General features: G+C 37.9%; 28 protein-coding genes. 18 read left to right on the top strand and 10 right to left on the bottom strand.

The genetic code is table 11. The annotated features are described in order from the left end of the window. Window positions 1-171: 171 nt before the first annotated feature. A complete protein-coding gene (spsC, locus tag ACSVDH_RS23515) occupies window positions 172-897 on the top strand; it encodes a stationary phase survival protein SpsC (RefSeq protein ID WP_439251608.1) in 726 nt (241 codons plus the stop codon). A 10-nt stretch (window positions 898-907) separates the two neighbouring features. Here the strand turns inward: spsC and ACSVDH_RS23510 are convergent, their stop codons facing one another. Both ACSVDH_RS23510 and ACSVDH_RS23505 read right to left on the bottom strand, forming a co-directional pair. Beyond that, the gene (locus tag ACSVDH_RS23510) at window positions 908-1,708 is read right to left on the bottom strand and encodes a cobalamin-binding protein (protein WP_439251609.1); all 801 of its coding nucleotides are present in this window, start codon (window positions 1,706-1,708) and stop codon (window positions 908-910) included. Continuing rightward, entirely contained in the window at window positions 1,705-2,190 is a 486-nt protein-coding gene (locus ACSVDH_RS23505) for a divergent PAP2 family protein (RefSeq protein WP_299087412.1), read from the bottom strand. Before ACSVDH_RS23505 ends, ACSVDH_RS23510 begins: the two co-directional genes overlap by 4 nt. Window positions 2,191-2,394: 204 nt before the next feature. Between ACSVDH_RS23505 and ACSVDH_RS23500 the strand changes: the two genes are divergently transcribed. After that, the gene (locus ACSVDH_RS23500) at window positions 2,395-3,894 is read left to right on the top strand and encodes a leucyl aminopeptidase (RefSeq protein WP_439251610.1); all 1,500 of its coding nucleotides are present in this window, start codon (window positions 2,395-2,397) and stop codon (window positions 3,892-3,894) included. Between the two features lie 298 nt (window positions 3,895-4,192). Next, on the top strand, window positions 4,193-5,527 hold the full coding sequence (locus ACSVDH_RS23495; protein ID WP_439251612.1) for a Na+/H+ antiporter family protein: 1,335 nt from the start codon (window positions 4,193-4,195) through the stop codon (window positions 5,525-5,527). Between the two features lie 231 nt (window positions 5,528-5,758). Here the strand turns inward: ACSVDH_RS23495 and ACSVDH_RS23490 are convergent, their stop codons facing one another. Further along, window positions 5,759-5,911 (bottom strand): hypothetical protein, encoded by a 153-nt coding sequence (locus tag ACSVDH_RS23490; protein WP_439251614.1) that lies wholly within the window; start codon window positions 5,909-5,911, stop codon window positions 5,759-5,761. A gap of 236 nt (window positions 5,912-6,147) precedes the next feature. Here ACSVDH_RS23490 and ACSVDH_RS23485 point away from each other — a divergent pair, with 236 nt between their 5' ends. The 3 genes from ACSVDH_RS23485 to ACSVDH_RS23475 all read left to right on the top strand — a co-directional run bounded on the left by ACSVDH_RS23485 (window position 6,148) and on the right by ACSVDH_RS23475 (window position 8,483). Then, on the top strand, window positions 6,148-6,495 hold the full coding sequence (locus ACSVDH_RS23485) for an SSO2105 N-terminal domain-containing protein (protein ID WP_518618360.1): 348 nt from the start codon (window positions 6,148-6,150) through the stop codon (window positions 6,493-6,495). A gap of 315 nt (window positions 6,496-6,810) precedes the next feature. Further along, window positions 6,811-7,671, top strand: coding sequence for an IS200/IS605 family accessory protein TnpB-related protein (locus tag ACSVDH_RS23480; protein WP_439251617.1), 861 nt, complete (start codon window positions 6,811-6,813; stop codon window positions 7,669-7,671). A gap of 263 nt (window positions 7,672-7,934) precedes the next feature. After that, the gene (locus ACSVDH_RS23475) at window positions 7,935-8,483 is read left to right on the top strand and encodes a DUF6241 domain-containing protein (protein ID WP_439251619.1); all 549 of its coding nucleotides are present in this window, start codon (window positions 7,935-7,937) and stop codon (window positions 8,481-8,483) included. A 29-nt stretch (window positions 8,484-8,512) separates the two neighbouring features. Here the strand turns inward: ACSVDH_RS23475 and ACSVDH_RS23470 are convergent, their stop codons facing one another. Next, window positions 8,513-9,100 carry a biotin transporter BioY gene (locus ACSVDH_RS23470; protein ID WP_439251621.1) on the bottom strand — a complete coding sequence of 196 codons (588 nt, stop codon included), beginning with the start codon at window positions 9,098-9,100 and terminating at the stop codon, window positions 8,513-8,515. A 110-nt stretch (window positions 9,101-9,210) separates the two neighbouring features. Between ACSVDH_RS23470 and ACSVDH_RS23465 the strand changes: the two genes are divergently transcribed. From ACSVDH_RS23465 to ACSVDH_RS23455, 3 genes are all read left to right on the top strand, one after another. Then, entirely contained in the window at window positions 9,211-9,810 is a 600-nt protein-coding gene (locus ACSVDH_RS23465) for a sulfite oxidase-like oxidoreductase (protein ID WP_439251622.1), read from the top strand. 159 nt (window positions 9,811-9,969) lie between these two features. Beyond that, window positions 9,970-10,857, top strand: coding sequence for a PhzF family phenazine biosynthesis isomerase (locus ACSVDH_RS23460; protein WP_439251623.1), 888 nt, complete (start codon window positions 9,970-9,972; stop codon window positions 10,855-10,857). Between the two features lie 74 nt (window positions 10,858-10,931). After that, window positions 10,932-11,663, top strand: a complete 732-nt coding sequence (locus tag ACSVDH_RS23455) for a class I SAM-dependent methyltransferase (protein WP_439251625.1) — start codon at window positions 10,932-10,934, stop codon at window positions 11,661-11,663. Between the two features lie 364 nt (window positions 11,664-12,027). Here the strand turns inward: ACSVDH_RS23455 and ACSVDH_RS23450 are convergent, their stop codons facing one another. From ACSVDH_RS23450 to adeR, 4 genes are all read right to left on the bottom strand, one after another. Beyond that, on the bottom strand, window positions 12,028-12,474 hold the full coding sequence (locus tag ACSVDH_RS23450; protein ID WP_299087394.1) for a YndM family protein: 447 nt from the start codon (window positions 12,472-12,474) through the stop codon (window positions 12,028-12,030). Window positions 12,475-12,550: 76 nt separating this feature from the next. Beyond that, window positions 12,551-12,796 carry a DUF2164 domain-containing protein gene (locus ACSVDH_RS23445; RefSeq protein WP_439251627.1) on the bottom strand — a complete coding sequence of 82 codons (246 nt, stop codon included), beginning with the start codon at window positions 12,794-12,796 and terminating at the stop codon, window positions 12,551-12,553. Window positions 12,797-12,870: 74 nt separating this feature from the next. After that, the gene (gene ald / locus ACSVDH_RS23440; protein ID WP_439251629.1) at window positions 12,871-14,004 is read right to left on the bottom strand and encodes an alanine dehydrogenase; all 1,134 of its coding nucleotides are present in this window, start codon (window positions 14,002-14,004) and stop codon (window positions 12,871-12,873) included. Between the two features lie 109 nt (window positions 14,005-14,113). Next, on the bottom strand, window positions 14,114-15,346 hold the full coding sequence (gene adeR, locus ACSVDH_RS23435) for a sporulation transcriptional activator AdeR (protein ID WP_439251630.1): 1,233 nt from the start codon (window positions 15,344-15,346) through the stop codon (window positions 14,114-14,116). Window positions 15,347-15,512: 166 nt separating this feature from the next. Here adeR and ACSVDH_RS23430 point away from each other — a divergent pair, with 166 nt between their 5' ends. The 9 genes from ACSVDH_RS23430 (at window position 15,513) to ACSVDH_RS23390 (ending at window position 23,795) form a co-directional block, all read left to right on the top strand. Further along, on the top strand, window positions 15,513-16,265 hold the full coding sequence (locus tag ACSVDH_RS23430; protein ID WP_439251631.1) for a (S)-benzoin forming benzil reductase: 753 nt from the start codon (window positions 15,513-15,515) through the stop codon (window positions 16,263-16,265). Between the two features lie 446 nt (window positions 16,266-16,711). Further along, window positions 16,712-17,809, top strand: coding sequence for a sensor histidine kinase (locus ACSVDH_RS23425; protein ID WP_439251633.1), 1,098 nt, complete (start codon window positions 16,712-16,714; stop codon window positions 17,807-17,809). A 217-nt stretch (window positions 17,810-18,026) separates the two neighbouring features. Then, a complete protein-coding gene (locus ACSVDH_RS23420; protein ID WP_299087383.1) occupies window positions 18,027-18,557 on the top strand; it encodes an HD domain-containing protein in 531 nt (176 codons plus the stop codon). A gap of 350 nt (window positions 18,558-18,907) precedes the next feature. Beyond that, complete coding sequence (locus ACSVDH_RS23415; protein ID WP_518618358.1) at window positions 18,908-19,336, top strand: MerR family transcriptional regulator; 429 nt, start codon at window positions 18,908-18,910, stop codon at window positions 19,334-19,336. A 118-nt stretch (window positions 19,337-19,454) separates the two neighbouring features. After that, a complete protein-coding gene (locus ACSVDH_RS23410; RefSeq protein WP_299087381.1) occupies window positions 19,455-20,135 on the top strand; it encodes a zinc metallopeptidase in 681 nt (226 codons plus the stop codon). 254 nt (window positions 20,136-20,389) lie between these two features. Next, window positions 20,390-21,727: a hemolysin family protein gene (locus ACSVDH_RS23405; protein ID WP_299087380.1), complete on the top strand. Its 1,338-nt coding sequence runs from the start codon at window positions 20,390-20,392 to the stop codon at window positions 21,725-21,727. A gap of 245 nt (window positions 21,728-21,972) precedes the next feature. Continuing rightward, entirely contained in the window at window positions 21,973-23,088 is a 1,116-nt protein-coding gene (locus ACSVDH_RS23400; RefSeq protein WP_439251636.1) for an AI-2E family transporter, read from the top strand. Between the two features lie 73 nt (window positions 23,089-23,161). After that, window positions 23,162-23,383: a spore germination protein gene (locus tag ACSVDH_RS23395; protein ID WP_299087376.1), complete on the top strand. Its 222-nt coding sequence runs from the start codon at window positions 23,162-23,164 to the stop codon at window positions 23,381-23,383. A 163-nt stretch (window positions 23,384-23,546) separates the two neighbouring features. Further along, window positions 23,547-23,795 carry a YueH family protein gene (locus ACSVDH_RS23390; RefSeq protein WP_439251638.1) on the top strand — a complete coding sequence of 83 codons (249 nt, stop codon included), beginning with the start codon at window positions 23,547-23,549 and terminating at the stop codon, window positions 23,793-23,795. Window positions 23,796-23,836: 41 nt separating this feature from the next. Here the strand turns inward: ACSVDH_RS23390 and hpaB are convergent, their stop codons facing one another. Both hpaB and ACSVDH_RS23380 read right to left on the bottom strand, forming a co-directional pair. Beyond that, a complete protein-coding gene (hpaB, locus tag ACSVDH_RS23385; protein ID WP_439251640.1) occupies window positions 23,837-25,273 on the bottom strand; it encodes a 4-hydroxyphenylacetate 3-monooxygenase, oxygenase component in 1,437 nt (478 codons plus the stop codon). A 440-nt stretch (window positions 25,274-25,713) separates the two neighbouring features. Beyond that, window positions 25,714-26,406, bottom strand: a complete 693-nt coding sequence (locus ACSVDH_RS23380) for a TerC family protein (protein WP_439251642.1) — start codon at window positions 26,404-26,406, stop codon at window positions 25,714-25,716. Window positions 26,407-26,554 lie beyond the last annotated feature (148 nt).

The following is a 26,554-nucleotide window of genomic DNA, read 5'->3' as shown; positions in this document are numbered from 1 at the left end:
TAAAAGAGCACCCAAACCGTCGCTTAAAGGGATCCATTTGCAATGGGAAACAACGTCAAGATTTGAGAACCATTTCAAGAATATGTGCAAACGATCAATTTTCTTATTTATGAATATTCTCTCATCAATCTGGGAACGATTAGATTTGTGAGAGGAGTGAATAGGAAATATATGATAAGTATAAAGAGAATTGGAAAAAGGATGTTAATGAGCCTATTATTTTTAGGAGCATTAACGACAACATATGAAGCGATTTCAGGTGTTGAAGCAGAGGATGTTGTGCATTGGTATACTCATGATTATTCAAATTCAAGTGAAAGCTCGGATCAAGACAATGAAGATAATGACGATACATTTCGATTTTTAGGCTTAACATTTAAATCAATGAAAAGTGAACCAACTGTTGGAACACAAATATCCTCAAGTGTTGAGGCAAGTAATCGCAATGTTTCACTAGAGGATGCATTTGATTGGTCTAAGTATCCTGCAAAGAAGGTTGTTGCAACAGGGTACACAGCCGGTGTTGAGTCGACTGGAAAAAAACCCGATCATCCTAGCTATGGGATTACGTATTCAGGAGTAAAGGTTAAACGTGATTTATACTCAACTGTTGCAGCAGATATCAATGTGTTTCCTATAGGAACAATCTTATTTATTCCGGAGTATGGATATGGTGTTGTCGCTGATATTGGCGGGGCCATAAAGGGCAATCGATTAGACCTTTATTATGAGACAGTAGAAGATGTATATAATAATTGGGGAAAGAAACAATTAGATGTATATGTCATCAAAATGGGCGATGGAACATTAACGGAAGAACAGTTGGAGCGTTTGAATAATGATGAGTCGATGCAAGTTTTTAGACAAAAATATTTAAAGAATAAAACAAAGAGCTAGCAGCATTCCGCTAGCTCTTTGTTTCAGTTGGCTTTGGAAACAAAGCGGGATGTAAAAGATGGGCAAGCTGTTTTAATCCCTCTATCAAACGTGGTGAAGGTCTGCAAAAAAGTGATTCTTCTAGTAAATGGATGTGGTCATTTTTCACAGCCTCAAGGTTTGCAGCATGCTCCCTTTTTAGTACATGCTCCCGCTTCATTCTTGATTGCTTTACACCTACCCATGATAAGCAAATATGCTCGGGATTTCGATTGTATACATCTTCCCAGGTTGTTTTCACACTTGCAAGCTCAACATCATCAAAAATGTTCTTTGCCCCGGCTAATTGGCTAAGCTCAGTAAGCCAGTTGATTTTCCCGGGAGTAAAGATAGGATTTGGCCACCATTCGAAATAAACAGTTTTAGGCTTTTCAATAGTTGCAGCGATTTGCCGATATGTATCAAGAGTGTGTTGATAGTCTTCAATAGCATGTGAGGTTTCTTTTTCTTTTCCCATCAAGTTTCCGAGTGTTTTTAGGTTTTCGGCAATATCTTGGAAGGATTGGGGATGAAACACAATATGAGGAATGTTTCGTTTTATTAATTCATCCACATTTTTCTCCATTCCAGGGACACTTAATGAGGCAAGCACTAAGTCAGGCTTATATGTCTCTAATAAATCGATATTAATGGAGAGGTCAGGCCCTAGCCGCGGCAGGTGGGAAATCTCCTGCGGCCAATCGGAATAATCATCCAGTGCAACAAGGTGATCGGTTAATCCGAGATAAGCGACAAGCTCTGTATTGCTTGGACAAATCGAAATAAGTCTCATTGTAATCCTCCTACAACAAAGTATAAAAATAGAGTGAGAAGTATTCCAGTTAATCCGCCGAAGAACACTTCAATTGGCTGATGGCCTAGCAGCTCTTTTAATTTTTTTTGTTTATCCTGCTCCGCTTTTTTAGGCCAAACCTTTGCTTCCTCAACAAAACGATTAAAATCAAGCACAAGCTGGTTTAAAACCGTTGCCTGTTCTCCAGCATGTCTTCTCACGCCTGTTGCATCAAACATGGTAATAATGGCAAACACTGCTGAAACGGCAAAAATGGAGGAGTCAAGTCCATGATCAAGTGCAACCCCGGTAGATAAAGCTGTAACCGCTGCTGAATGTGAGCTGGGCATCCCGCCTGTACTTGTTAGGAGGGACCAATCCAATTGTCGTGTAGCGATGAATTGAATAGGCACTTTGATAAATTGGGCAAAAAATATTGCTGCTAATGAGGAAAGTAAAGGAAAATTATAAAGTAAATCCAAGTGTATACCCCTTTCATAGATGTACAGAAAACCGCCATGATTAATTTTCACGTTTGTTTTTGATATGCTTACATAGAGTCTGACTGCTACGTTTTGTATACTAGTAGAGTATCATCAATCGATCGTTCTGCAAAAGATTTCCTTCATTATAGCACATCTTAAAAATGTTCGATCGTATTTATCATGAATTCGGAGGTGCCGCATTTGTTTAAGGTACATAATAAATTAGAACTTAATAAAATGAATGAAACATTTATCATTGGTATGTTTCAGCAAAACAGGAAATTATCAGGACTTGCTGCTGAACTGGATCAGCTACTAGATGGGCAAATCACTGAATTGATGAAAGAAGGAGATCTGTCCACAAAGCAGAAATCGATTACTAAATTACATACCCTCGGAAGACTGGAAATCAAACGCATCTTTTTTGTTGGATTAGGAAAGGAATTGACATTTGCTGATGGAAGAGAAGTGTTTGGAAAACTGTTCAAGACTGTTCAACAAGCAAAATTACAAGATGTCACCATTGCTTTAGACACATTTGTAACAGAAGATTTTGACCGCAGTGAAGCTGCCTATACACTGGCAGAAGCATTTGCGTTATCTACTTATAAAATTGTCGATTATAAGCAAAAATCCAATGAGCCTGAGAAAAATATAGAAACGATCAATGTTGTGATTGATGGGGAAGAGCTGGACGAAATAAAAACAGCATTAGAAGTCGGCTATGCTTTCGGAAATGGAACTAACAGTGCAAGAACGTTAACAAACATGCCGCCTAATCTTTTAACAGCAACGGAATTAGCAAACTATGCAATAGAGTTAGCAAACAAATATCAATTTGAGTATGAAGTGCTTGAGAAGGAAGAAATGGAAAGACTCGGCATGGGGGCTCTGCTGGCTGTCAACCAAGGGTCTGAAGAACCGCCAAAGATGATTGTTCTGAAATATCAAGGAAAAGACGACTGGACAGATGTTATCGGCTTAGTTGGTAAAGGGATTACCTATGATACGGGCGGCTATTCGATTAAGCCGAAAGCTGGCATCGTCGGGATGAAAACAGATATGGGCGGTGCTGCTGCTGTGTTGGGGGCAATGGAGATCATAGGTGAGATCAGACCTGAACAAAATGTTGTAGCTGTTATTCCTTCAACAGATAATATGATTAGCGGCAAAGCATTTAAGCCGGACGATGTTATTGTATCTTTAAGTGGAAAAACGATTGAGGTATTAAATACGGATGCAGAAGGCAGATTAGCACTTGCTGACGGAATAACGTATGCTAAGCACCATGGTGCCAATTATTTAGTGGATGTTGCAACCTTAACCGGCGGTGTCATCATTGCATTAGGAAACGATACAACTGGCGCTATGACAAATAATGAACAATTATTTGAACAAGTTTTGCAAGCCTCTCATGAATGTGTAGAGCCAATTTGGCGCCTGCCGATTACAGAAAAAGATAAAAAACGTGTTCGTAACAGCAAGATGGCTGACCTAAATAATTCACCAGGCCGAGAAGGACATGCAATTATGGCCGGAACTTTCTTAGGAGAGTTCGCGGAAAATACGCCATGGGTGCACTTGGATATCGCCGGAACAGCTACCACATCAAAGGAAACTGACCTTGGCCCTTCAGGAGCAACTGGTGTAATGGCAAGAACATTAGCAGCGTTTGTTGAACGCTTTGAAACAGGAGAGTAAAAAATCGGCCGTAATGGCCGATTTTTTTGAATCTATAATAATTGCTTGAAAGAATCGTAAAGTTGCTAGAATAAATGAAAAGTTTGCAAGAAAAGGTAAGCTTTTTTCGAAAAAAATCTCCACACTAAAATTTTTCATTATACTTCTAAAGCTTAGAAAATGTCTCTCTTTTACTTTAGTCTGCTAATTAGATAAATTTCTTAGTTGACACGATAAAAAAGGTTGTGATAAATTTAGTTCTGTTGTTTTTATTTCTCTACCATATTAGTAAACTAAAGGATTTTTGGAGGTTTTATTGGTGAATGCTGTTGTAATAGCTGTCATTGTGATGCTCATATTGAGCTTATTAAGAATAAATGTGGTGTTCGCCCTTATTGTTGGATCCTTTGTTGGCGGGTTAACAGGCGGGTTGGACGTGGCTACAACGATCGAAACCTTTACTAGTGGTTTAGGCGCGAATGCAACGGTTGCTCTTAGCTATGCCTTATTAGGAGCATTTGCTGTTGCGATTTCAAAAACAGGGCTGCCAGATGCGATGGTTGCAAGTGCGATCAAGCTTGTCGGTCGTGAAGGGGAGACAAACCGAAAAACTCTTTCTAAGGTACTTATCGTTTTCATGATTTTAATCATGGCGATCTTTTCACAAAATGTGATCCCTGTCCATATTGCCTTTATTCCAGTCCTTATCCCACCGTTATTAAAGGTGTTTAATGAGCTCCAATTGGATCGTAGATTAATTGCATCTGTCTTAACATTTGGATTAATTACACCTTATATGTTTTTACCAGTTGGATTTGGCGCGATCTTCCATGGAATTATGCAGCAAAACATGGAGGAAAGTGGCTTAACTGTATCTTTGGCAGATATTCCAACGGCTATGGCTATTCCTGCGATTGGAATGGTTGTTGGACTTTTGGCAGCGGTATTCTTCTCTTATCGCAAAAAAAGATTGTATGAAACTCGTGAACGATCAGGCCAAGAAATCACTCAACCATATACGAAAAAATCTCTCATTGTTGCATTTGTTTCAATCATTGCCTCTCTTTCTGTTCAGCTTTTTCTTTCCCAAAAGCTTGAAGTTGACGGAATGATTTTTGGCGCCTTAGCCGGTTTAATTGTTTTATATATCGGGGGTACTCTTAAACTTAAAGAGGCGGATGTTGTTGTGACAAATGGAATAAAGATGATGGCATTTATTGGATTTGTCATGATGACTGCTTCCGGCTTTGCTAGTGTTTTAAATGAAACAGGTCATGTTGAACAGCTAGTAGAAGACTCCGTAACGATTATTAATGGCAGCCAGGCGATTGGTGCGTTATTAATGCTAATCGTCGGTTTACTTGTCACAATGGGAATTGGTTCTTCCTTTTCAACGATTCCGATCATTACGACCATCTTTGTTCCATTATGTTTGGAGCTGGGCTTTAGCCCAATGGCAACGATTGCTATTGTTGGGACAGCAGGTGCTTTAGGTGATGCAGGCTCCCCTGCGTCTGATAGTACGCTTGGGCCAACCTCAGGCTTATCTGCTGATGGGAACCATAATCACATATGGGATACATGTGTTCCGACATTTATTCACTATAATATCCCGTTGATTATCTTTGGCTGGATTGCAGCACTTATTCTATAAAAAGCAAAAAAGGCTGATGCTGTCGCAAAAGGGTTAACCTTTTTTTAGAAGGTAAGCAAGTATAAAATTTTGTACTTAGTTTTAGTGTCTAGCTCCATCGCCTAGCCCCTCGAGGTCATAAGCCACTCATGAATTGAAGGCAAAGAACGCCTTCTATTCATGAGCGTCTTATGCTTGTCGGGGCTGAGCAAGGCGCTTGCGCTTTTCAAAGACAGCATCAGCCTTTTCATTTTATCTATTATGTTTAATTCTCTCCAGTAACTCCTCGTCATCCCATTCTAGTATTGTTTCTGCTAGCTCAGGATGTTTTTCTAGCATTTCTTTTTCAAGCTGTTCTCTTTCATTTATATCTAAAAAATATTTTTTAACCACGATTGTTTTCATTGCTTTCACACCCTCTTCATGTACTCTACTATTTTTATGGTCAAAACTAGTATCAATTATACATTTAAAATGGAAAAATAGTAAAAAAGTACGATTGTGGGAAATTTAGACAATTCTTTCTCTTGTCTACCTTGTTTTTAACGTTGTATCATGAAGATATCCTAATTTTTAGGAGGTAAAAACTGTTTAAATAAATATAATCAACCCTTATAATAAATGGTATAATCTAAAGTAATATATTACCATGTTTACAGGGCCCAAGCGAAGAGGAAAAATCAGTGTTAAATAATTTAATGCGGGTATTTCCATCCATGAAACGATTTGCTTTCAATCGGTTAAAAGACGGAGAATCAGCGAAGCTTTTAAAAAAGACACTTCCTCATATTTTTAACGTAAATATACGGTATGCTGAAGATGCAGTATTGCTCGCACAAGGAATTGTTACAAGTCAACAGGAACTGCTTCCTTTACGGATAGAAGATACAAAAGCAAAGCTTCAAAAGACAGAACGAAAAATATATGACTATGAAACAGGTAAAAAGAAGCCAAAAAATGTTGATCTTCACACTTGTTTAGTCGGTTAAAGAACGAGAAAGGATAAATTACAAGCTACTCTTAACAAATTAGTACAGCATCAGGAGAATCGTACAATTCCAACTGTCATTTTTTGTGGGCAAAAAAACTTCCTTCTTCGTCGAAAAGGGAAAATCTCGAATGAAGAGTGGAAAGATGTACGTTCGAACGAACTCTATGCCCGTGGAGATAAAAGTAAAAAGGGAAATCTCAATATTCGCATTCTTTTTAACGAAACAGAATCATCTTTCTCCCTCAGTATTTGTAACCCCCTTCACCGAGTAGAGGGAAAACGAACTCTTCCCTGTCTAACTATTAGCCTCCATGTGCCTGATAAATTTTTTGAAGAGATTTTAGACTTTACCATTCCAGATGTGGAAGGCATGACTCCTAAAGGAAAGCCAATAGAGGTCTTTAAACCGTACACCATTCAAATCAAGCGCAAAAACGGAGAATATTACGTTCATTTTATTTATGAGGAAAACGAATATGGAAGAGAACTTTATTCGACTGATATCATCAAAAAAAATGTAATCGCAGGAATTGATATTAATATCGATCGTATCGCGGTAAGCCTTGCTTCAAATCAAGGGAACTTCCTGGAAAGTAAAGTATTTTATTGTCATGAACTGGAATATGTTCGTGCAAATAAAAAGGGCAATCTCGTTGGTGAAACCGTTAAAACAATATTTGAATGGCTAAAGTTAAAAAATGCGGGTGCAATTGTTATCGAAAATCTAACATTAAAGCAACAGCATGATACAAATAAGAAATTCAACCGTTTGACACATAATTTTAAAAAGAAAAAGCTAATGGACACCATCATACGCCGTGCGTTAAGGGAAGGCTTTCTTATTAAAAAAGTGAATCCGGCCTATACATCAGTTATTGGCCGTTTTAAATACAGTGAAAAATATGGTCTATCCGTTCATGAAGCAGCATCATTTGTGATTGCTAGACGTGGGTTAGGTTTTGAAGAAAAGGTACCAAAGGCATTACTCCTCGAGTTAAAGAAAAAAGTAAAACCTTATCTAATTGCAAGACTCGGTTCAATGGAAGAATCCGAAAAGCATTCAGAGCAAGGCAAAAAACAACGTCAATATATCGGTATGTTACTAAACAATATTAACAACTTTAAGAACATTCATTTATGGTCATTATGGAATGTCGTACATAAAACCTTATAGTTAACTGAACATCAAATAAAACTGAAGGAGGTGTAACCTGGAGCTAAAATCTTTACCCTTGCGATAGGCTGATCAAAGGAAGAAATGGTGTATCGCAACTAGCCGTCCCTAACAGGGAACCGCAGATGGTCTTGTACAGTAGGTACATGACAGAGGTCCTATCCCTCTTCTGACGGAATGGAGTGCGAGTCTCCACGGTAAGTCACGTTTTCTTGGTTCCGTGGCGTTTTAGACTTTTATAGATTTTAGTAACCAGGAATTTCATGACCTGGATAAAGGAACATAAGCTTATTGTGACATGTATGATTGTATTCGCTATTTGTTTAGGGGGATTAGGCATTATTTTAGTAGATATGATTGATCAAAAAGCTGTCTCATCTTCTACACAAGCCTCATCAACAGAGGATCATGCGGCTTCAGCTCCGTCAACTTCTGAACAAGTAAATGTGGAAGCGGTAACAGAAAACCCTTTTGATCATGGGAATTCAAGCTTAACAGAGGATGAGCTCCTTAATTATATGCATGGCATGTCCCATCAAAAGGTTGAAGCTGAAGAAAAATGGATTCATTATGAAATGACTGAGGAACGAATTGGATTTTTACTAACTATTGTTGAGAATGGAAGCTTTAAAAATGAGGATCTCTATTTAGACATTCTAAATCGCTGGGCTGAGGGCGACTTCACTCAGGCAGATAAGGACCATAATGCGATTTGGAAATTGCAAGGTGGAACGATTGGAGAGGCGACAGGAGTTTTGTCTCCTGAGGAAGAACAGCAATATTTAGAGGATTATAAGAGTAGTATAAAATAGTGAAGACAGCTTTGGCTGTCTTCTTATTGTTATGCAGCGATTCGCCTTTGTGCTGCCTTCGTCACAGCGAAATAAATTCTCGGGGCAATAAGTGCGCCTAAAATGGTAAATGCTGCGTCCTTGACAATAAACCATGCCATAACTCCCCAAGCAGCTCCATAAGACATTGGTGCATTCATCCAAACATTTAAAGCAAGCCACATATAGGTTGTACCTATTACATAAATAAGGGCAATTCCCACAAAGGATGCCGTAAAAAATGTTGCCTGCTTTTTCTCCTTGCTTAGCTCAATGACTTTGCCAACAGCATATGCACTAATAATATAGGAAAGAATAAATCCGCCAGTACTGCCAAAAATAACGCCGATCCCGCCACTGAATTGAGCAAAAACAGGTGCGCCTGCAACCCCTATTAACGCATAAATCGTCATTGATAATGCGCCAAGCCTGCTCCCTAAAAGGAGACCTGCCAAAATACAGAAAAACGGCTGCATCGATAAAGGAACATTTGCAATTTGAAGAAATGGCGCCCAGGATGTAATATTAGCACCAACAGCCATTAAAGCAGCAAACATTCCAACCAATGTTATATCATATGTAGTTAATTTTCTTTTCATCGTGATCTCCCTTACATGTTAAGATCTCTTAAAGAAAGAATAATCGAGGATAATTAGTGTGTCAACTTATTTTTGGTTATGGTTAACTAAAGAGGAGGGTATAAGTAAAAATGTATTTTGGGAAAAAGCGAAAAACACATTCATCAGACCGAGTACCGCCGAATCAAAATGTAACCACCAAGCTGCCGGTACTGCATGCCGGGAATGTCCCCTATTATGAAGATATCTCGAAATGGAATTTGCAAATCTATGGTTTAGTAGAAAATCCGAAGCTTTATACTCTTGATGATATCATGACATTATTTCCGCAGGTCGACCTTTCCAATGATATTCACTGTGTAACAGGCTGGTCAAAGCTTGATGCCTGCTGGAAAGGAATTCGAACACAGGACATCGTAAAGGACATAAACATTAAGGAAAATGCCCATTATGTCATTTTACATGCTGAAGAAGGTTGGACAACCAATCTGTCCATCGAAGATTTCTTAAAAGAAACCAGTCTGCTCGCCCATTCGTTTAATAACGAACCGCTAACACCAGAGCATGGATTTCCGCTGCGAGGCGTATTCCCGCATCTCTACTTTTGGAAAAGTGCGAAATGGCTCCGCGGGATTCAGTTTACCGAACAAAATCATCCAGGCTTTTGGGAGCGGAACGGGTATCATATGAAGGGGAATCCTTGGAAGGAGGAGAGATATAGTTTTGATTAGAGAAAAACCTTCACGTGTCAAAATACGATCATTTGAGGACTTTTAAGGCTTTGCGCTATTCAAGGTCTTTTTCCTTTTATACAGATGGCTGAACAAGTTCCTAGTAATGAATGGTAAAATCATAATAGGAACTGAACTTAAATATTGGGGGGAATAGTTGTGAAAGCAGTTAAGGTTTATCATTATGATGCATTTAGTAATCAACCAAATAAAGGGAATCCAGCAGGTGTTGTTTTCAAAGGAGAGGATCTTACCGATAAGGAATTGCAAGAGATTGCTTTAAAAGTAGGTTTCAATGAAACTTCTTTTCCGGTTAAATCTGCTATCGCTGACTTTGGAATTCGCTATTTTACCCCAGGGCATGAAATGAATTTATGCGGGCACGCAACAATGGCAACTGTGTTTGCGTTAAAAATGAACGGATTATTAGGTGATAAAACAGATTTTACCATTGAAACAAAAGCAGGTGTTTTACCAATAAAGATTAGGTCAACTCCTAAAACATCCATCACGATGAAACAAGCTTCACCACAATTTAAAGAATTTAACGGTTCAAAGGAAGATTTAGCTAACTCAATCGGGTTAACAATAGAGGATCTTGCTGGTGAATTCCCTATTCTTTATGGTAGTACAGGTACTTGGACACTATTAATTCCAATAAACACACTTGATTCCTTTAAAAAAATGAAACCAAATAATAAGCTATTTCCAACTATTTTAAAAGAAATGCCAAAAGCATCTATTCATCCGTTTTGTTTAGAAACCTATGACCCTCACGCAGATATGCATGCTAGGCACTTTTCATCACCTTACTCCGGGACGATCGAGGATGCAGTTACGGGAACTGCTTCAGGGGTAATGGGAGCATATTATGCAACATACATAAACTCCGATTTTGAAAAATCTCTAAATCTTGTAGTTGAACAAGGTCATGAAATCGGAAAGGACGGTCGGGTTATGGTACAGGTCTTAAAAAACAATGACAATTATGATATCGAGATTACGGGAAATGCAGTATATGTTAAGGAGTTTGAAGTGGTTCTGTAGAAGAGGGATAAGCTCCTAAAATAGCTGTTGGTTTCGTTTTAGGTGGCAATCTTACTAATAGGAGATGATAGAGGATGAAGCAAAACAAGTATGATGATGTAACTTTCTTTGCTAAATATGAAAAAATGCCACGTTCAGTAAAGGGACTTGAAGGTGCAGGCGAATGGCATGTCTTAAAAGAACTTTTACCGGAATTAAAAAATAAACGTGTTCTAGATTTGGGCTGCGGTTTCGGCTGGCATTGCCGGTATGCTCGTGAACAACAAGCAAGTTCTGTTATTGGCATCGATATATCTGAAAAAATGCTTCAGAAAGCCCGTGAAAAAACAGATGATCCTTTCATTTCATATATCCAATTACCGATTGAAGATATTGATTTTTCAGAAGCTTTTTTTGATGTGGTCATCAGTTCTTTGGCTTTTCATTATATTGAATCGTTTGAGCCAATCTGCAAAAAGGTCTATGAATGTCTAAAGCCTAATGGTTCTTTTGTTTTCTCCGTAGAACATCCAATTTTTACTTCACGTGATGAACAAGATTGGTATTATGATGAACAAGGAAACCGGCTGCATTGGGCAATTGATCATTATCAATCAGAAGGAATACGAAAAACAACTTTTCTTACTGAAGACGTTATGAAATACCATCGAACGTTGTCAACCTATGTAAATACCTTAATTAATGCCGGTTTTCGTATCAATGCAGTCAAGGAACCAACTCCTTCTGATGAAATGTTAAAGAAGTACCCTGATATGAAAGATGAACTCCGGAGACCGATGTTTTTAATGATCTCAGCTGAAAAGTGAAAATTTAGTTTGTGCGTTCCTGCAAGAAGTAGGGACGTTTTTTCTGATTGCTTAGGAAATAATAAAATGCTATAACTGTGGATAAGCGCTTTGACATCCAGCTCCAGCGCCTAGCCCCTCGAGGTCATAAGCCAAATTTGAATTGAAGGCAAAAAACGCCTTCTATTCAAATTCGTCTTATGCTTGTCGGGGCTGAGCAAGGCACTTGCGCTTTTGTTCTTTATCAGCACCTTTCCCGTATATCAGCAAGTTATCCAGGACCTTCCCAAAATACCAGCAAATTACCATATATTCCCCAGTGTAATCCCATAATCTAAACAAAAAAGCGCCATCTAGACGCTTTTTTATTCAATATTCAATTTTCTCAACGATCCTCTTTATCCAATTCCCGTCGCTCTGGTGTTAGCTCCTCAGAAGCTTCGGTTTGAAACCTTACATTGTTCAGCTTTTCATTCGTCTCAACGTTATTCAATACGTTTGCTTTCATATAGCGATGGAAGAAGGCTTCAAACAAGGAGACACCGACTGCTATTATTAGTGATGCGATAAAGGCATTCGTATCATTGTAGGTTATATTTGCGAGGTAAAACCATGTTAAGAGCAGTGCTAAAGCAAAATCTGAAATAACTGCTGTTGTATTGCTTGTTCTTGGAAGCAAAAGGAGATCACCAAGAATATATGAGATAATCCCTAATAAAAATGTAATCGCTAGAATATTGCCAAAGGAAACATCGAAGCCAATTCCTAAAATGACAAAAAGGAGAACGAAAGTCGCGACCGCTTTAATAATCAGTGCTTTTATATGCTGCATTTACATCACCCTTCTTTTTTCATTTATTATTTGTGAAGAATGACATAATTATGCAATAATAAAGCAGAGCAAGCCGTTACCGAGAAACAGGGCGCTTAAGCGAATAGAGGTCCTCCTCGGCATTCATATTTCGTTCGTTGATGATTTTAATAGCATCCTGTACACCCTCGTTATAAAAGTAAGGACCAAGCTTTTCCATGCAAAAATCCAGGAAAGAATCTGAAGCAATTTCTCCAATTTCTTCATCTCTTTCATTGTAAAAAAAGCTTTTAATTTCTTCCTTTATCATTTCCTTTGCGTCTTTAGAAAGTTGACTAAACATTGATAAAACCTCCATTAGTTTTTTCGTCATATACAAATAAGGAGACAGGCTCATCCAAGCTGTCTCCTTTTATCCTAATACATTAAGTGTTCCTTCGCTAATACTTCTTCAACTGTTTTGTAAGGATAGCCAAGATCACGGGCAACAGCTTCATAGGTTACTTCGCCAGCTAGTACATTAACGCCGGCTTTAAGAGCATCATTGTCACTGATTGCTCGATAAACACCTTTGTTGGCAATTTGCAAAGCATATGGCACCGTTACATTCGTAAGGGCAATGGTTGATGTACGTGGAACAGCCCCTGGCATGTTGGCAACGGCATAGTGGAGAACCCCGTGCTTTTCATAGGTAGGCTGGTCATGTGTTGTAATATGGTCAACTGTTTCCACAATTCCGCCTTGATCGATGGCCACGTCAACGATAACAGAGCCTGGATTCATGGCTTTTACCATTTCTTCGGTAACTAAGGTTGGCGCCTTTGCACCTGGAATTAATACAGCGCAAATGAGTAAATCAGCTTCTGCTACAGCAGTTGCAATGTTGACCGGATTAGATATTAATGTCTTGATTTGCGTTCCGAAAATATCATCTAGTTGACGCAGACGCTCCGCACTTAAGTCGATAATTGTTACATCAGCACCTAAGCCAATGGCCATTTTTGCTGCATTTGTTCCAACAACACCACCGCCGATGATCGTAACTTTTCCTCTGTTAACGCCTGGAACACCTGCAAGCAGAATGCCTTTACCGCCCTTTGGCTTTTCAAGGAATTGCGCTCCGATTTGCGCTGCCATTCGGCCCGCCACTTCACTCATTGGTGTTAACAATGGCAATGTCTTATTCACTGTCACTGTCTCATAGGCAATCGCTGTTACCCCTTTAATCTTTAAATGTTCAGCTAAAGCAGGCTCAGCTGCTAAATGTAAATACGTAAATAAAATAAGACCTTTACGGAAATAACTATATTCTGATGGAAGCGGCTCCTTCACCTTCATAATCATTTCTGCTTCTTCCCAAACTCTTTCAGCTTTTTCAATGATTTCAGCGCCTGCTAATGAAAAGGCTTCATTTTGAAAGCCGCTCCCTATCCCGGCGTTTTTTTCTACTAATACACGATGACCGCAAGCAACCAATTGAGTTACTCCGCCTGGTGTTAGTGCAACACGGTTTTCATTATTTTTTATTTCTTTTGGAATCCCGATAATCATAAAAACCCATCTCCCTAGAAGCTATATTTCTTATAAAAAAGTATAAAGAAAATGCTTCTAAACATCTTTGTTTAAAAAAGAGAAAAATGTTTCTTGTCTTTGTGAAATTTTACAAAGACATGCGATCGAGCTTTAAATCGAGGTAGATGGTCATTTTTTGATTCGGGTTTTTCAAGTTTAATTCTGCAATTTCAGCAATTCTTTTTAACCGGTACGATAACGTATTCACATGGATATTTAACGCTTTGGATACTTCATGGACTTGGCTGTCATGGTCTAAAAAGACCTCTAGTGTTTGGACCAAATTGGTTTTGTGCTGCTTATCATAGTCCTTTAATTTTTGTAAGGAGTAGTTTGTGTATCCTTGTTGTTTACGTTGTTCGTATAAGAGATCTAAATACTGATAGATCCCTAGTTCCGAAAAACAGGATAATTCGTTTGTTTCGGCCGGAAATCTTTTTTTGATACCTTGGACAGCTTGTGCTTCCTTATAGCTTTTTTCAATAAAACCAGGTTGTGAATAAATGCCGCCAATGCTAGCGATAACATCCTTCATCGAATAACGTTCTTTAAGCTGACGAATAAGCGAGCGGGTGAACAGTTTTATGTCCGTTAAAGGCGCAGCGTTTTTTGTAGATAATAATATGATTAACTCATCGTAATCAATGGTATCAAGCACGATGTGAGCCTGCTGTGTTGTTTGTAATAAATAGGAGAGCTTTCTTTCCGCTGCACTGTTTATCTCATGTGGGAACTTAAAGACAACTACGGAAAAGATAAAGGGAAGAGTTAAGTTTAACTCATGAAAGCCTTCACGAATCTCATTTTCGGTTGAAATATGTCCGGTCAATAGCTTCCAAAAAAACTCCTGGTTCCGTTCAGCTTTTTCCGTTTTTCTTATTTGCAAATGCAACATTTTATTTTTAACAGCTTGGGCAGCCTTTTTTAACAGATGGAGTTCGTTCTCCTGAAGGCGCTTTTCAATTTCCAGCGCCCAAATGAAGCCTAATACCTCATTATTTTTCCAAATGGAAATTGCGATTCGATTCCCTAAACCAACCTCATCAATCTGTCCAACCCGAATCGGTTCATCTGTGCTTAACAGCTTTGGGATGGTCCCATCCTTCCATAAGCTATTAATCACCTTTTCGGGAACACGTCGCCGGATAATCGTAGAAATTCTTGCTTGGTCAGTGGATTCGTCATGTGTACTATAGGCTAGTAATCTATGGTTAACATCTTCAATGGTAATTGGACATTGCAAAACTTCACTTATTTTGTCTGCAACATCTTCTAATCTATCAAAATGATAGTGAAATGGATTATTTGAAAGCTCATTCATCATATCCCTACTTTACTCTTATAGATGAGGATAGGAGCCATTTATTTGACTCCCCATGCATTATTTTATCGCTTGTCATTCTTGCTTTTCAATAAAAGCTATGAAAAAATGGCTAGTGAATCATGCTTGAACGTGTAAGAAATTTGCTAATGAAGGGATGAAAAGAATGAATTATTACATTGTAACTGGTGCATCTCGTGGGTTAGGCGAAGCTATAGTAAGCGAATTGTTAGAAAAGGATAATACGATATTTTATTTGTCTAGGACAAAAAATCATTCCCTTGAGGAAGCTGCTTTGGAAAACCAAACTGACCTTCAATTTATCGAATGTGATTTAACTAATGTTGCTCAAATAAATGCGGTTATAGAAAGTGTGTTTGCAAAAATCGATGTATTTAAGGCAGCGAAGATTACATTGGTGAATAATGCAGGAATGGTAGAGCCGATTAAAATTGTTGGCGATGCCGAGGAGAATGATATCATTGCCAATGTTCAGCTTAATTTACTCGCGCCAATGCTGTTGTGTGAGTTTTTTATGAAAAAAATGAAAGACATTCCATGTGAAGCAGTCATTGTTAATATTACCTCAGGTGCTGCAAACCGGCCGACATCAGGTTGGAGTGCCTATTGCAGTACAAAGGCAGGATTAAATATGTTTACAAACACAATCGGTGTTGAACAAAGCGAGCGTAACAATAAAGTAACTGCCATTGCTTTTTCGCCTGGGATTATGGATACACAAATGCAAGGGACGATACGTTCTGCAGGAAAGGAAAACTTTTCATCACTTGAACAGTTTAAAGACTACCATGAAAAAGGGTTATTACGGTCACCGAAATTTGTTGCTAATGTGTTGATCCAGCTTCTTTCAGGTTCATTAGAAAATGGACGGGTATACGATATAAAGGAGTATGTCTAGGTCGAATTATAAATTCTTTGTAAATTTTCTATTTTATTATAAAAAAAGATTCGCAAAAAATATCAACTGATGCAATAATATTTTATGAAGGAAATGGGGAGGATGCATCACGCTGGCTTATGAAAACCTTCCTGCTTATGTTTCACGTAGAGCGATCATTGATGAAGGTAAAAAGTGGCTTAATGTGCGCTTTTCTTTATATATTGTAAACAGTTTAGAGGTGGCTGAATATTAATCGGATAAAACAAAAAAAGGTTGCAGTCATCATCTCCGTAACAATTTTACTTATTGCGTTATTATCTTTCATAAACTTATATGCAACCTATGCTAGTACGCGCAAAACGATTGAAGTAACAATTGCAAACCAAGGAATCTCAACAGCTAGAGCTGTGCTGAATCAATTTAATGTACCTACATATGAGGCTTATTTAAAAGACGAGGATTCTATGTCCAAACTTCAAAGGCTTGAAGAAAATTTGCGAAATGCAAAACAGGATATCGGTGTAAAGTATGCTTATATCTTAAAGGTTGGTAAAAAGCACCAACTAAAGGTGGTTGCAGATAGTATTACAGTAGACGATTCTGTATCAATTAGCGGAGAGTGCTGCAAACTTTCCAATGAACTCAAGAGGGAATTTACAGAAAATCAATCCTTTTCTATTAGGGTAAAGGATGACATAAATGGGACATATGTGCTGGCAGGAGTCCCTATTATAAACAATAGCGGGCAATCTATTGGATCACTTGTTATCGAAGAAAATGCTGCAACGGTAGACAATATAGTGGATAACGTGATAAAAAGCAGTTTTCCATTTTTTCTATATAGCGGATTGTTTACGTTTTTTACATTTAGTATTTTTCTAGCTTTTCAGTTATGGCTTCGGCGCGATGCGATCTCTCAAGTAGGTGATGCAGAAGAAACCTACCAGGGGGAGTATCAATCGATGCTTCAGACAATGAGGTCGATTCGACATGATTATATTAACCATATTCAAGTTATACAAGGTTTATTAAAGCTAAAAAGGGAAGACCGGGCATATGAATATGTGAATTCTTTAACGAAAGAAGTAGAATCTATGGAATTGCCACAAAAAGTAAACCATCCGGCTCTTTATATTTTATTACAGTCAAAGTGGGTAAGGGCGCAAAATGATAAGGTAGATATGCACCTGCTAGTAGATGATGATCCTTTTCACAAAATGAAATCAATTGATATCATCAAGGTTCTCTCAAACTTGATTGATAATGCATTTGATGCAACGATGATGCTTCCTGAGGCTGAACGGTTCATTAGCATTGAAGTCAGAGCAACTCCATCTCTGTACATTTTTAAGGTTGAAAACATAGGACCGAAAATTCCAAATGAATTAAAAAAGGAAATTTTCAAGGCGGGATTTTCAACAAAAGAAGAGAGAAGAGGAGTTCCAAGAGGAGATGGACTTAGTATTGTCAAACATGTTGTTGATCAATATGGCGGAATAATTGAGGTTGATTCCAATAAAAATTCCACAATCTTTGTTATTACAATTCCAATAAAATCTTGAGACTGTCTTAAAGGAAGTGGCTGATTCCTTAATTTTGACAGTCTCTTATTTTTACTAGATTTTCTCTTCATTAAATTGAAAAATTGTTCCATTCTTCAACATTTTACATATATATAATAAAAATGCTTTATAATTGAGAGAAAACCTGCCTTTCTAGTTGAAGATGCTGACTGGATATGTTACATTGATCTGAATATTTAACAAAAGGAGGATGACCATGCGACGAGTAAGAATCATGGATATATTTATCCATCCTATTGCACAAAAGTATTTAAATCGATCTGGAGTTTTACATGCGATTAGGGTTGCCCAATATGCTGTTCAACTCGCCATTAAGCATGGAGTGAATCCGGATATCGCAGCTAAAGCAGGCTTGCTTCATGATATAGGTCATTATGAATGGTATACAAATGGAAAATGGGATTATGAGGAATATAGAAAAAATGACATTCATGCTATTAAGGGGGCAGAGCGTGCCCATAAGCTTCTCATCCGACTTGGCGAGGATCGGCAAAATGCAAAGGAAATAGCGTTAGCTGTTTTATTGCATACAGATTCCTATTTGCCAGAAAACTCAATGAAGAAAACGTCACTGCAGCAGATAGTTCGTATGGCGGATGAAATGGATGAAGAGCCTCTTGGAAAACATCATTATCGGAAAATTAGTGAAGAAGAAGCGCTGAAAATAGTCGAACGCTTGGATCAGGAAATAGACCGGTTATTAACGAAATATCGAAAAACAGTATAATATAAATAGATCATGGTAAAACAAGCTTTCTTATCGTTTAGTAAATTATAAAATTCTTGAACTGTGGATAAGCGCTTTGACATCCAGCTCCAGCGCCTAGCCCCTCGAGGTCATAAGCCAAATTGGAATAGAAGGCAAAAAACGCCTTCTATTCCAATTTGGCTTATGCTTGTCGGGGCTGATCAAGGCGCTTGCGCTTTTGTTCTTAAAAGCAGGTTTTACCATTTCTTTATATACATAGTTATTTTGCATATGAAATAAATGAACAAACCATAACGTTTGACTGTACAGTTTTAAAACGATAAAATGAAGGTATTACTAGTAGTACGAGGTGATTTGATGGGGTTACGCTGTATAAAATTGGTGAAATAGCAAAAAAGGCAAATGTTTCGAAACGGACCATTGATTATTACACTCAAATAGGACTGCTGCAGGTGGAATCAACTTCTTCCTCAAACTACCGTTTATATTCTGAACAATCGATTAATGATATTCGCTTTATTGAAATGTGCAAAGAATTAAATATGAGCTTACAGGATATTAAAGAACGTCTGGAGCTGAAGCGTTCGGGAAGGCAATCGGGCCAACAGCAGGATAAATGCTTAAAACAGGCGGAAATTTTGGCAGCCCATATGAAGCAGCTTGAAATTGAAATTAACGAATTGAAGCCGATTTTTGATCGCTTAAGCGAGGATTCACAAAAAAAGGTTTCAAAGCAGATTACTCCGCAAAGCAGGGCTCTAATGCAATCGTTGTTGTTTCTTTTGCAACAGTTTTAATTGTCTAATAAAACATAAGAAGGGCCAGAATAAACAGGGGTATAATAGATGCAAATAAAATTCAAACTCACTAGTCAGTGAGATTTTAAAAAATTTCTTTATAGGAGGTTTTACCAATATGGGATTTCTTATTTATTTTATTATCATAATGGCTGTACCATTATTGATTCAATTGTATTTAAGAAACACTTATAATAAATATTCAAATGTAGGGACATCATCGGGCATTACCGGTGCTGAAGCTGCAAGGCGGGTTTTAGACGAGAATGGATTATATCATGTTAAAGTTGAAGCAGTAAGAGGTAAACTAACGGACCATTATGACCCTAGAAGTAAAACAGTACGTTTATCTCAGGACAATTATTATGGAAATTCGATAGCGGCTATATCAGTAGCCACACATGAATGTGGTCATGCTGTTCAAGATCAAGTGAACTATGCCCCGCTTAGAATCAGACACGCTCTTGTACCAGTGGCGAACTGGGGTTCAAACCTATCCTTTTTCTTTATTCTAGCTGGTATACTGATGCAGGCTTCCGGAATGTTACTCCTTGGAATTGTATTCTTCGCGGCTTCTGTACTCTTTCAGGTAGTTACTCTGCCGGTTGAGTACAATGCTTCATCAAGAGCACATGATTTTATGGTGAGCTCTGGTATGATTCGAAACAACGAAGAGGGTGGAGCGAGAAAGGTCTTAAACGCTGCTGCTCTGACATATGTTGCTGCGACAATAGTTGCTATAATGGAATTGTTACGTTTTATCCTAATGTTTACAGGGATGAATAATAGCGAGGAATAATATGTAACAAGCTCGTGTGTAAAAAATGATCCTTAACGATGAAGAACATTGCATAAATAAATTGTTAAGTGCCGCTGCTTTAACATATGTAGCAGGAGTATGAATGGCTCTTTTTGAAAGTTTAAGATTTGTTATGATCTTCTTCTAAAGAGAGGAAAAATAACCTGACAGAGAAAATTTCATTTCCTAGGAGGTGACTGGGACTGTCCAAGCGAGAAAGTTAATGGTTTACCATTGAAGGCCAGTCCCTTATTTTGGATATAGTTAACCTGGTAATTGTTGCGATATTAATAGCAATAACGGCATTTTTCGTAGCTTCGGAATTTGCGATCGTTAAATTAAGAAGTTCACGGCTTGATCAGCTTATTGCAGAGGGGAGCACTTCTGCAATAGCTGCGAAGAAAGTGACTTCAAATCTTGATGGCTATTTATCGGCATGTCAGCTAGGAATAACCATCACTGCATTAGGACTGGGCTGGCTCGGAGAACCGACAGTAGAAAGATTGCTCCATCCGCTTTTTGAAACCTTTCATTTGAATGAGTCGCTTGTCCACCTTTTAACTTTTGTGATTGCCTTTCTTGCCATTACATTTTTACATGTTGTCATTGGAGAGCTTGCTCCTAAAACAGTGGCGATTCAGAAAGCGGAATTTATTACATTAGCCTTTGCAAGACCGCTTATCTTATTTTACAAGGTGATGTTCCCATTTATTTGGATATTAAATGGATCAGCTAATTTGCTTGTTAGGTTATTTGGTCTGAAACCCGCATCAGAGCATGAATTAGCCCACTCAGAAGAGGAGCTCCGAATTATTCTTTCTGAAAGCTACAAAAGCGGTGAGATCAATCAGTCAGAATTTAAATATGTAAACCGTATTTTTGAATTTGATGAACGAATCGCAAAAGAAATTATGGTGCCGCGGACAGAAATCGTAACAACATCAGTGGAAAAAACGTTTCATGAAAACATAGAAATCATGAGAAACGAAAAATTCACCCGTTATCCTGTCGTAAACGGGGATAAAGACCATATCATTGGTATGGTTAATCTAAAAGAAATTTTTACAGATTTGTATTATTTAACACCCGAAAGAAGAAATGCTACAACAATAGAAAAATATATTCGTCCCGTGATTCAAGTAATTGAATCCATTCCGATTCATGATTTATTAATTAAAATGCAAAAAGAGCGCGTGCATATGGCAATATTAGTTGATGAGTACGGAGGCACAGCCGGTCTTGTGACAGTAGAGGATATCATTGAAGAGATTGTCGGCGATATCCGCGATGAATTTGACCAAGATGAGGTACCGGACATTCAAAAGCGCGGTGACTCGCATTTTGTAATTGATGGAAAAGTGCTTATTTCCGAGATTAATAATATGCTAGGCTTAGATATAAATGATGAAGACATTGATACACTTGGCGGTTGGATTCTTACCCAAAATATTGAGAGTAAACAGGGAGATAAGCTGAATTACAATGGTTTTGAGTTTCATATTCTTGATATGGAAGGTCATCTCATCCGCTCAGTTGAAATTCAAAAAATACCTGAGCTAGAACCAGTACAGCTACTGGAAGTTGAGGATTAGGTTTACGTAATTGGAGAAGTGGTTAGATTATAAGTCTAGCTGCTTTTTTCGTTTTACAAAAAGAAAATATGTAAGGAAGCAGGATATTATTGGTAAACGTAAGAAAAATATTGTACATTTGTTATAGAAAGAAAGACATTTTTGAAACCATTTATCAAAAACATTCGTATACATAATTAATTCTTATGCCTGCTCTAGCCATTTTGCCTAGAACAAAAGGTTCTCACGAAACAGGAGGAAAAAGTGTGTTTAAATCAAAGATTCATTTTTGGTCATTGCAGATTTTATTGCTGCTCTTAATTATTTATGTTGGTACAAAGGTATCCTTTTTGTTTGAACCGATCATTGTCTTTGCTTCGACGCTATTCTTTCCGATTCTCATTGCAGGGATTTTGTATTTTATTTTTGCTCCATTAGTGAAGCTGCTTGAAAGAGGAAAGGTTCCGAGAACATTGGCAATATTAATTCCATATATTGTGTTTATCGGAGTTATTTCCGCACTTATTGCCTTTATTGGCCCCATTCTTTCGGACCAGGCCACTGACTTGGTTGAAAATTTTCCTACATATATTGGAGAAATAACAGAGTTTATTTTAAATATGTCGCAATCACCTGGATTTAAATGGCTGATGGAACAGGAGTATGTTTCCTTTGAGCAAATCGAGGCTACACTATCAGACTATGCAACAAGCTTGCCTGAAAACATTACTGCCAGTTTTACAAAGATTTTAGGCGTTGTAACAGATATTACGTTAACAATCATTACGGTTCCGTTTATTTTATTCTATATGCTAAAGGACGGTCACAAGCTGCCTTCAACCGCAGTGAAAATCCTTCCTTCTGCCTATCGTCGTGAGGGAATTAAAATTTTCCATGATTTAAATGAAACCTTATCAGCTTATATTCAAGGACAGCTAATCGTGTCACTTGCCGTTGGTTTAGGGTGTTTCATCGGTTATACAATCATTGGATTAGATTATTCGTTAGTTCTTGGAATTGTCGTGGCTGTTGCGAACATTATCCCTTATTTAGGACCGTTCATTGGTGCTGCACCTGCTGTGATTATCGCTCTGCTTGAGTCACCAACGAAGGCGCTCTTGGCAGCTCTTGTCGTACTTGTTGTTCAGCAGATCGATGGGAACTTTCTCTCACCTCTTATTATTGGGAAACGATTAAACACTCATCCGTTAACGATTATTTTATTATTAATTGGTGCAGGAAGCTTTGGAGGAATTATCGGGATGATATTAGCTGTTCCAACCTATGCCGTGTTAAAGGCGGTCATTCTGAATATTATTAGACTAATAAAATTAAGAATGAAATACAAAAAGGAGCTTAAGATGGAGAAAGCTGAAGGGTAAGTAGAACCCTTTTTCCTTTTGCCCATATAATGACGTTAAAGCTGCTTTATGGGCAAGAAAGGGAGGAAGAGCAATGCCTGCAATTGTCGGTCCGGTTCAATTGAACTCGATTGAGGGAAATGCGATTTTTAAGGTAGGAGATTCATTCAGCTTATCTCCAAAAAGTGCAGATAAGTCTTCATCAGGCTCTGGTGTAGCCAATAGCGGGGATTTTATTGAAATGCATAATCTATTCAATATAACAAATTTTAGTGATATTGACCTGTTTGATCAATCCGATTTCTTTAATAGCTAACAAAAAAAGGGGCAGACTCCAAACTAAAATGTACCCTATAGAAAGAGCACTTTTTTTTAGTGCCTACTCTATAGGATACATTATAAAAACGGGTCACACCCTTTTTTTGCTTTGCAAAATTTACTATAATTATAGCAGATGAAAGTGGGAAAGGATGTTGTATATGAAAATAAGAAAAGCAAACGTACATAATGGAAATGCTTTTATAGAAAATGTTTACATATATGAAAATAAAAAACAGGAATTCACCATGATTGCGATACCTGAAATTGAATGGTCAACAACGGTGCAATATGAGGAGGAAAGAGAAGAGCTTAAAGCTCGGCTTATTGCGTCCTTGTCGAAAAACGCAGCGGAAAATACAGCGGAAGAGTTGGCGGCTAAATTAATTCACTGGGTTGGAGAAATGTAAAGCAATTAGTAGAGGCTCTAAGATTAGTGAGCCTCTTTAATTTATTCTAAAAAATCTTCAACTTGTTTAATATATTCATCCCTTGGGTAGCTGTTATAGATATTGGAAGCCAGCTTCACTGGGTCTCCAAAAAAATAACGTTCATATTGTGTTTGGCGCGTTCCAAAGGCACTCATGGTTAAGTCCCAGGCAAGCCTGAAAATTTTCGTTTTTGTGATTGCATCACAGGCAGTTCCCTGGCAATACTGAGCCATTTCTACATTTAATTCGGACTGGAAATCCTCTTCATTTGGAAGAGAAACTAAGCCCCCTGCTCCAATAAGCTGTAAGATTTCAATGATCCGTGGATATAGTTTTGGAAACATCGTTATGGCAACATATAATGAGTTCACATTCGGAACTACGGATCCCCAGTCATCCTCACTAGCTTGGAGCTCAGCGCGATCCAATAGCGCCTTCATCGTTTCTAACCCGATGATGATTTCACTTATTTTTTCCTTAATATGCTGATATTCTGATACATTCAAAGTGAGCACCATTTTCTGGGCAAGCCCTAAAATGAACTCAGTTTTTGTAATTTGCCTAATCACAACTTGGTGAAGCGCTTGTGATGTAAAGCTGCTTTTGGAAAAGAGCTTTTGTGCTATATCTTGCCGGTGATAAAAAAATACACGCTCCCAAGGTACCAGCACCTTATCAAAAATCATGATTGTATCCATTTCATGAAAACGCGATGAAAGGGGATAATTAACCGTTGATTCACCTTGATAATAAGATTCGCGGCATACAAACTTTAAGCCCTTTGTATCAGTCGGAATACTAAAAGAAAAAGCATACTCTTCATCCATTGGATAAGAGCCTGATGGTAATACAAAGACCTCATCAGTCATGCCCCCTTGAGTCGCCAAAAGTCTGGCTCCGTTAACGATAAGTCCATCTGAAGTTTTTTTCACAATCGTGAGAGCAATTGGCTGACCAGATTGTTCAACATAGCTTGAGGACCGATTCACCTGTGGATTGATAAAGCTATGGGTAAAAGAAAGATCTTTTTCACGCGCCATTTCATAGAGATTGATAAGGTTTTTGCTAAACTCTTCGTCTTGATCATTAAGAATACTTGCCGAAGCGGCTAACGTCATAAGAACTGTATTCAAATAATCAGGCGTTCGTCCCATCATTCCCGCCGTTTTTGTCGCCCAAATCTTGATCATATGCCTCCTCGCTTCAAGATCTTCCTTTGATTTAGGCTGTAAAAACGATAACCCGACCCGATCATTTGTTTTGGGCGACCTATATGTCATGTTATTGATTAACTCAGGATGAACCTGTAAATCGTAAAGAGCTGCTTTTGTCTTCATCGCCCCTTTATATGCAGGGTGCATTGATAAATTCCCTTTTATCTTTTCACCTTTTATCCACACCTCGGGCTTTAATTGGTTCATACGTGCTAAGTACTGTTTCCCGTTAATGGCAGGCATACTTCCCACTCCTTACCAATAATATGTAACACTATATGCGGATAAAATAATTAATGTGTTTTTATCTTTTAAAAATAGGGAAAGTTAAAAACAATGTAAGAAAATGAAGAAATTTTTTCGAAGGAATTAAGCTTCTAGAAACGGAATAAAGATAATAGCAAGAAGGAATAAAAAATGTAAGCGTTTTCTAAATGTTTAAATACATACACCATGGAAAAGATAGGATTAACATCTAATTTTGAGAGGTGTGAGGAAAATGCACGAAGAAAACTTTATGAAAGGTATGTTTTGGGCAACATTATTAAGTATCCCATTGTGGTTATCCTTTTTCGGTTGGATAAAGATGACAATTAGCTTTTTAAAACACTTTTAATACTTTCGATTCTATAAATGTTAATTTCAGATATGATTTCAATATTAGAAGTGCTAGTTAACTTTCACTAACTAGCACTTTTTTCTCTTGTTTCTTCACTTAAAATGTTGCGCTTCATTTTAATATAACCCACAATTAAGATGGCTGCCACGACAATGATTTCAAAGGCATATTGAACCCATTCATCCGCAAAAAGGTTTTGAAGAAAAGGTTCTTTTACAATCATTTTTGTAGCTGTCCAAGCGACAACTGCGGCACCCACTAATATAATTTGCGGGTATTTTTCCATGAATTTCAAAATGACTGTGCTCCCCCAGACAACAATTGGGATGGAGATTAACAAGCCTAAAATGACTAATAAAAAGCTTCCGTGTGCTGCTCCAGCTACTGCCAGCACATTGTCAAGCCCCATTGCTGCATCTGCAATGATAATGGTGCGTATCGCTGCCCAGAAGCTATAGGTTGATTTTACCTCATGACTATCTTCTTCCGTCATTAAGTTGTAAGCAATCCATAATAAAACCAAGCCCCCAACAAGAAGAAGTCCAGGTATCTTTAGCAAATAAACAACAACCAAAGTTGCAATAGCCCTTATAAAAATGGCCCCTATCGTTCCAAAAAGAATCACTTTCTTTTGCTGATCCTTAGGAAGATTACGGGCAGCAAGCCCGATGACAATAGCATTATCACCGGCAAGAACTAAGTCAATCATTACGATTGACAGAAGTGCAGTAAAAAACTCAATAGAGAAAAAATCCAATTTTTTTCACCCCACTTCTTCTAGTTTTGACGGGATAAAGCAATGTATCCTTGTTAAGATTTAACACCAATGGGTAAAGGAAAATAGCGTAAGTTTTTAGCGTTTTAGAGCATAATGAGGAATAAGAAAAATCCTTTTTTTAAAATTT

It is taken from the genome of Metabacillus sp. Hm71, from assembly GCF_051842955.2.
Classification (GTDB): domain Bacteria; phylum Bacillota; class Bacilli; order Bacillales; family Bacillaceae; genus Metabacillus.
This window is presented reverse-complemented; position numbering and strand designations above follow the sequence as displayed.

Coding starts and splice junctions, on each gene's coding strand:
- adeR (WP_439251630.1), bottom strand. CDS start 15,346: ATGAATGAGCTTTCAAATAATCCATTTCACTATCATTTTGATAGATTA.
- ald (WP_439251629.1), bottom strand. CDS start 14,004: ATGATTATCGGGATTCCAAAAGAAATAAAAAATAATGAAAACCGTGTT.
- ACSVDH_RS23455 (WP_439251625.1), top strand. CDS start 10,932: ATGAAGCAAAACAAGTATGATGATGTAACTTTCTTTGCTAAATATGAA.
- ACSVDH_RS23475 (WP_439251619.1), top strand. CDS start 7,935: ATGACCTGGATAAAGGAACATAAGCTTATTGTGACATGTATGATTGTA.
- ACSVDH_RS23420 (WP_299087383.1), top strand. CDS start 18,027: ATGCGACGAGTAAGAATCATGGATATATTTATCCATCCTATTGCACAA.
- ACSVDH_RS23490 (WP_439251614.1), bottom strand. CDS start 5,911: ATGAAAACAATCGTGGTTAAAAAATATTTTTTAGATATAAATGAAAGA.
- spsC (WP_439251608.1), top strand. CDS start 172: ATGATAAGTATAAAGAGAATTGGAAAAAGGATGTTAATGAGCCTATTA.
- ACSVDH_RS23450 (WP_299087394.1), bottom strand. CDS start 12,474: ATGCAGCATATAAAAGCACTGATTATTAAAGCGGTCGCGACTTTCGTT.
- ACSVDH_RS23395 (WP_299087376.1), top strand. CDS start 23,162: ATGCCTGCAATTGTCGGTCCGGTTCAATTGAACTCGATTGAGGGAAAT.
- ACSVDH_RS23510 (WP_439251609.1), bottom strand. CDS start 1,708: ATGAGACTTATTTCGATTTGTCCAAGCAATACAGAGCTTGTCGCTTAT.
- ACSVDH_RS23390 (WP_439251638.1), top strand. CDS start 23,547: ATGAAAATAAGAAAAGCAAACGTACATAATGGAAATGCTTTTATAGAA.
- ACSVDH_RS23425 (WP_439251633.1), top strand. CDS start 16,712: ATGTCCAAACTTCAAAGGCTTGAAGAAAATTTGCGAAATGCAAAACAG.
- ACSVDH_RS23465 (WP_439251622.1), top strand. CDS start 9,211: ATGTATTTTGGGAAAAAGCGAAAAACACATTCATCAGACCGAGTACCG.
- ACSVDH_RS23430 (WP_439251631.1), top strand. CDS start 15,513: ATGAATTATTACATTGTAACTGGTGCATCTCGTGGGTTAGGCGAAGCT.
- ACSVDH_RS23470 (WP_439251621.1), bottom strand. CDS start 9,100: ATGAAAAGAAAATTAACTACATATGATATAACATTGGTTGGAATGTTT.
- ACSVDH_RS23445 (WP_439251627.1), bottom strand. CDS start 12,796: ATGTTTAGTCAACTTTCTAAAGACGCAAAGGAAATGATAAAGGAAGAA.
- ACSVDH_RS23410 (WP_299087381.1), top strand. CDS start 19,455: ATGGGATTTCTTATTTATTTTATTATCATAATGGCTGTACCATTATTG.
- hpaB (WP_439251640.1), bottom strand. CDS start 25,273: ATGCCTGCCATTAACGGGAAACAGTACTTAGCACGTATGAACCAATTA.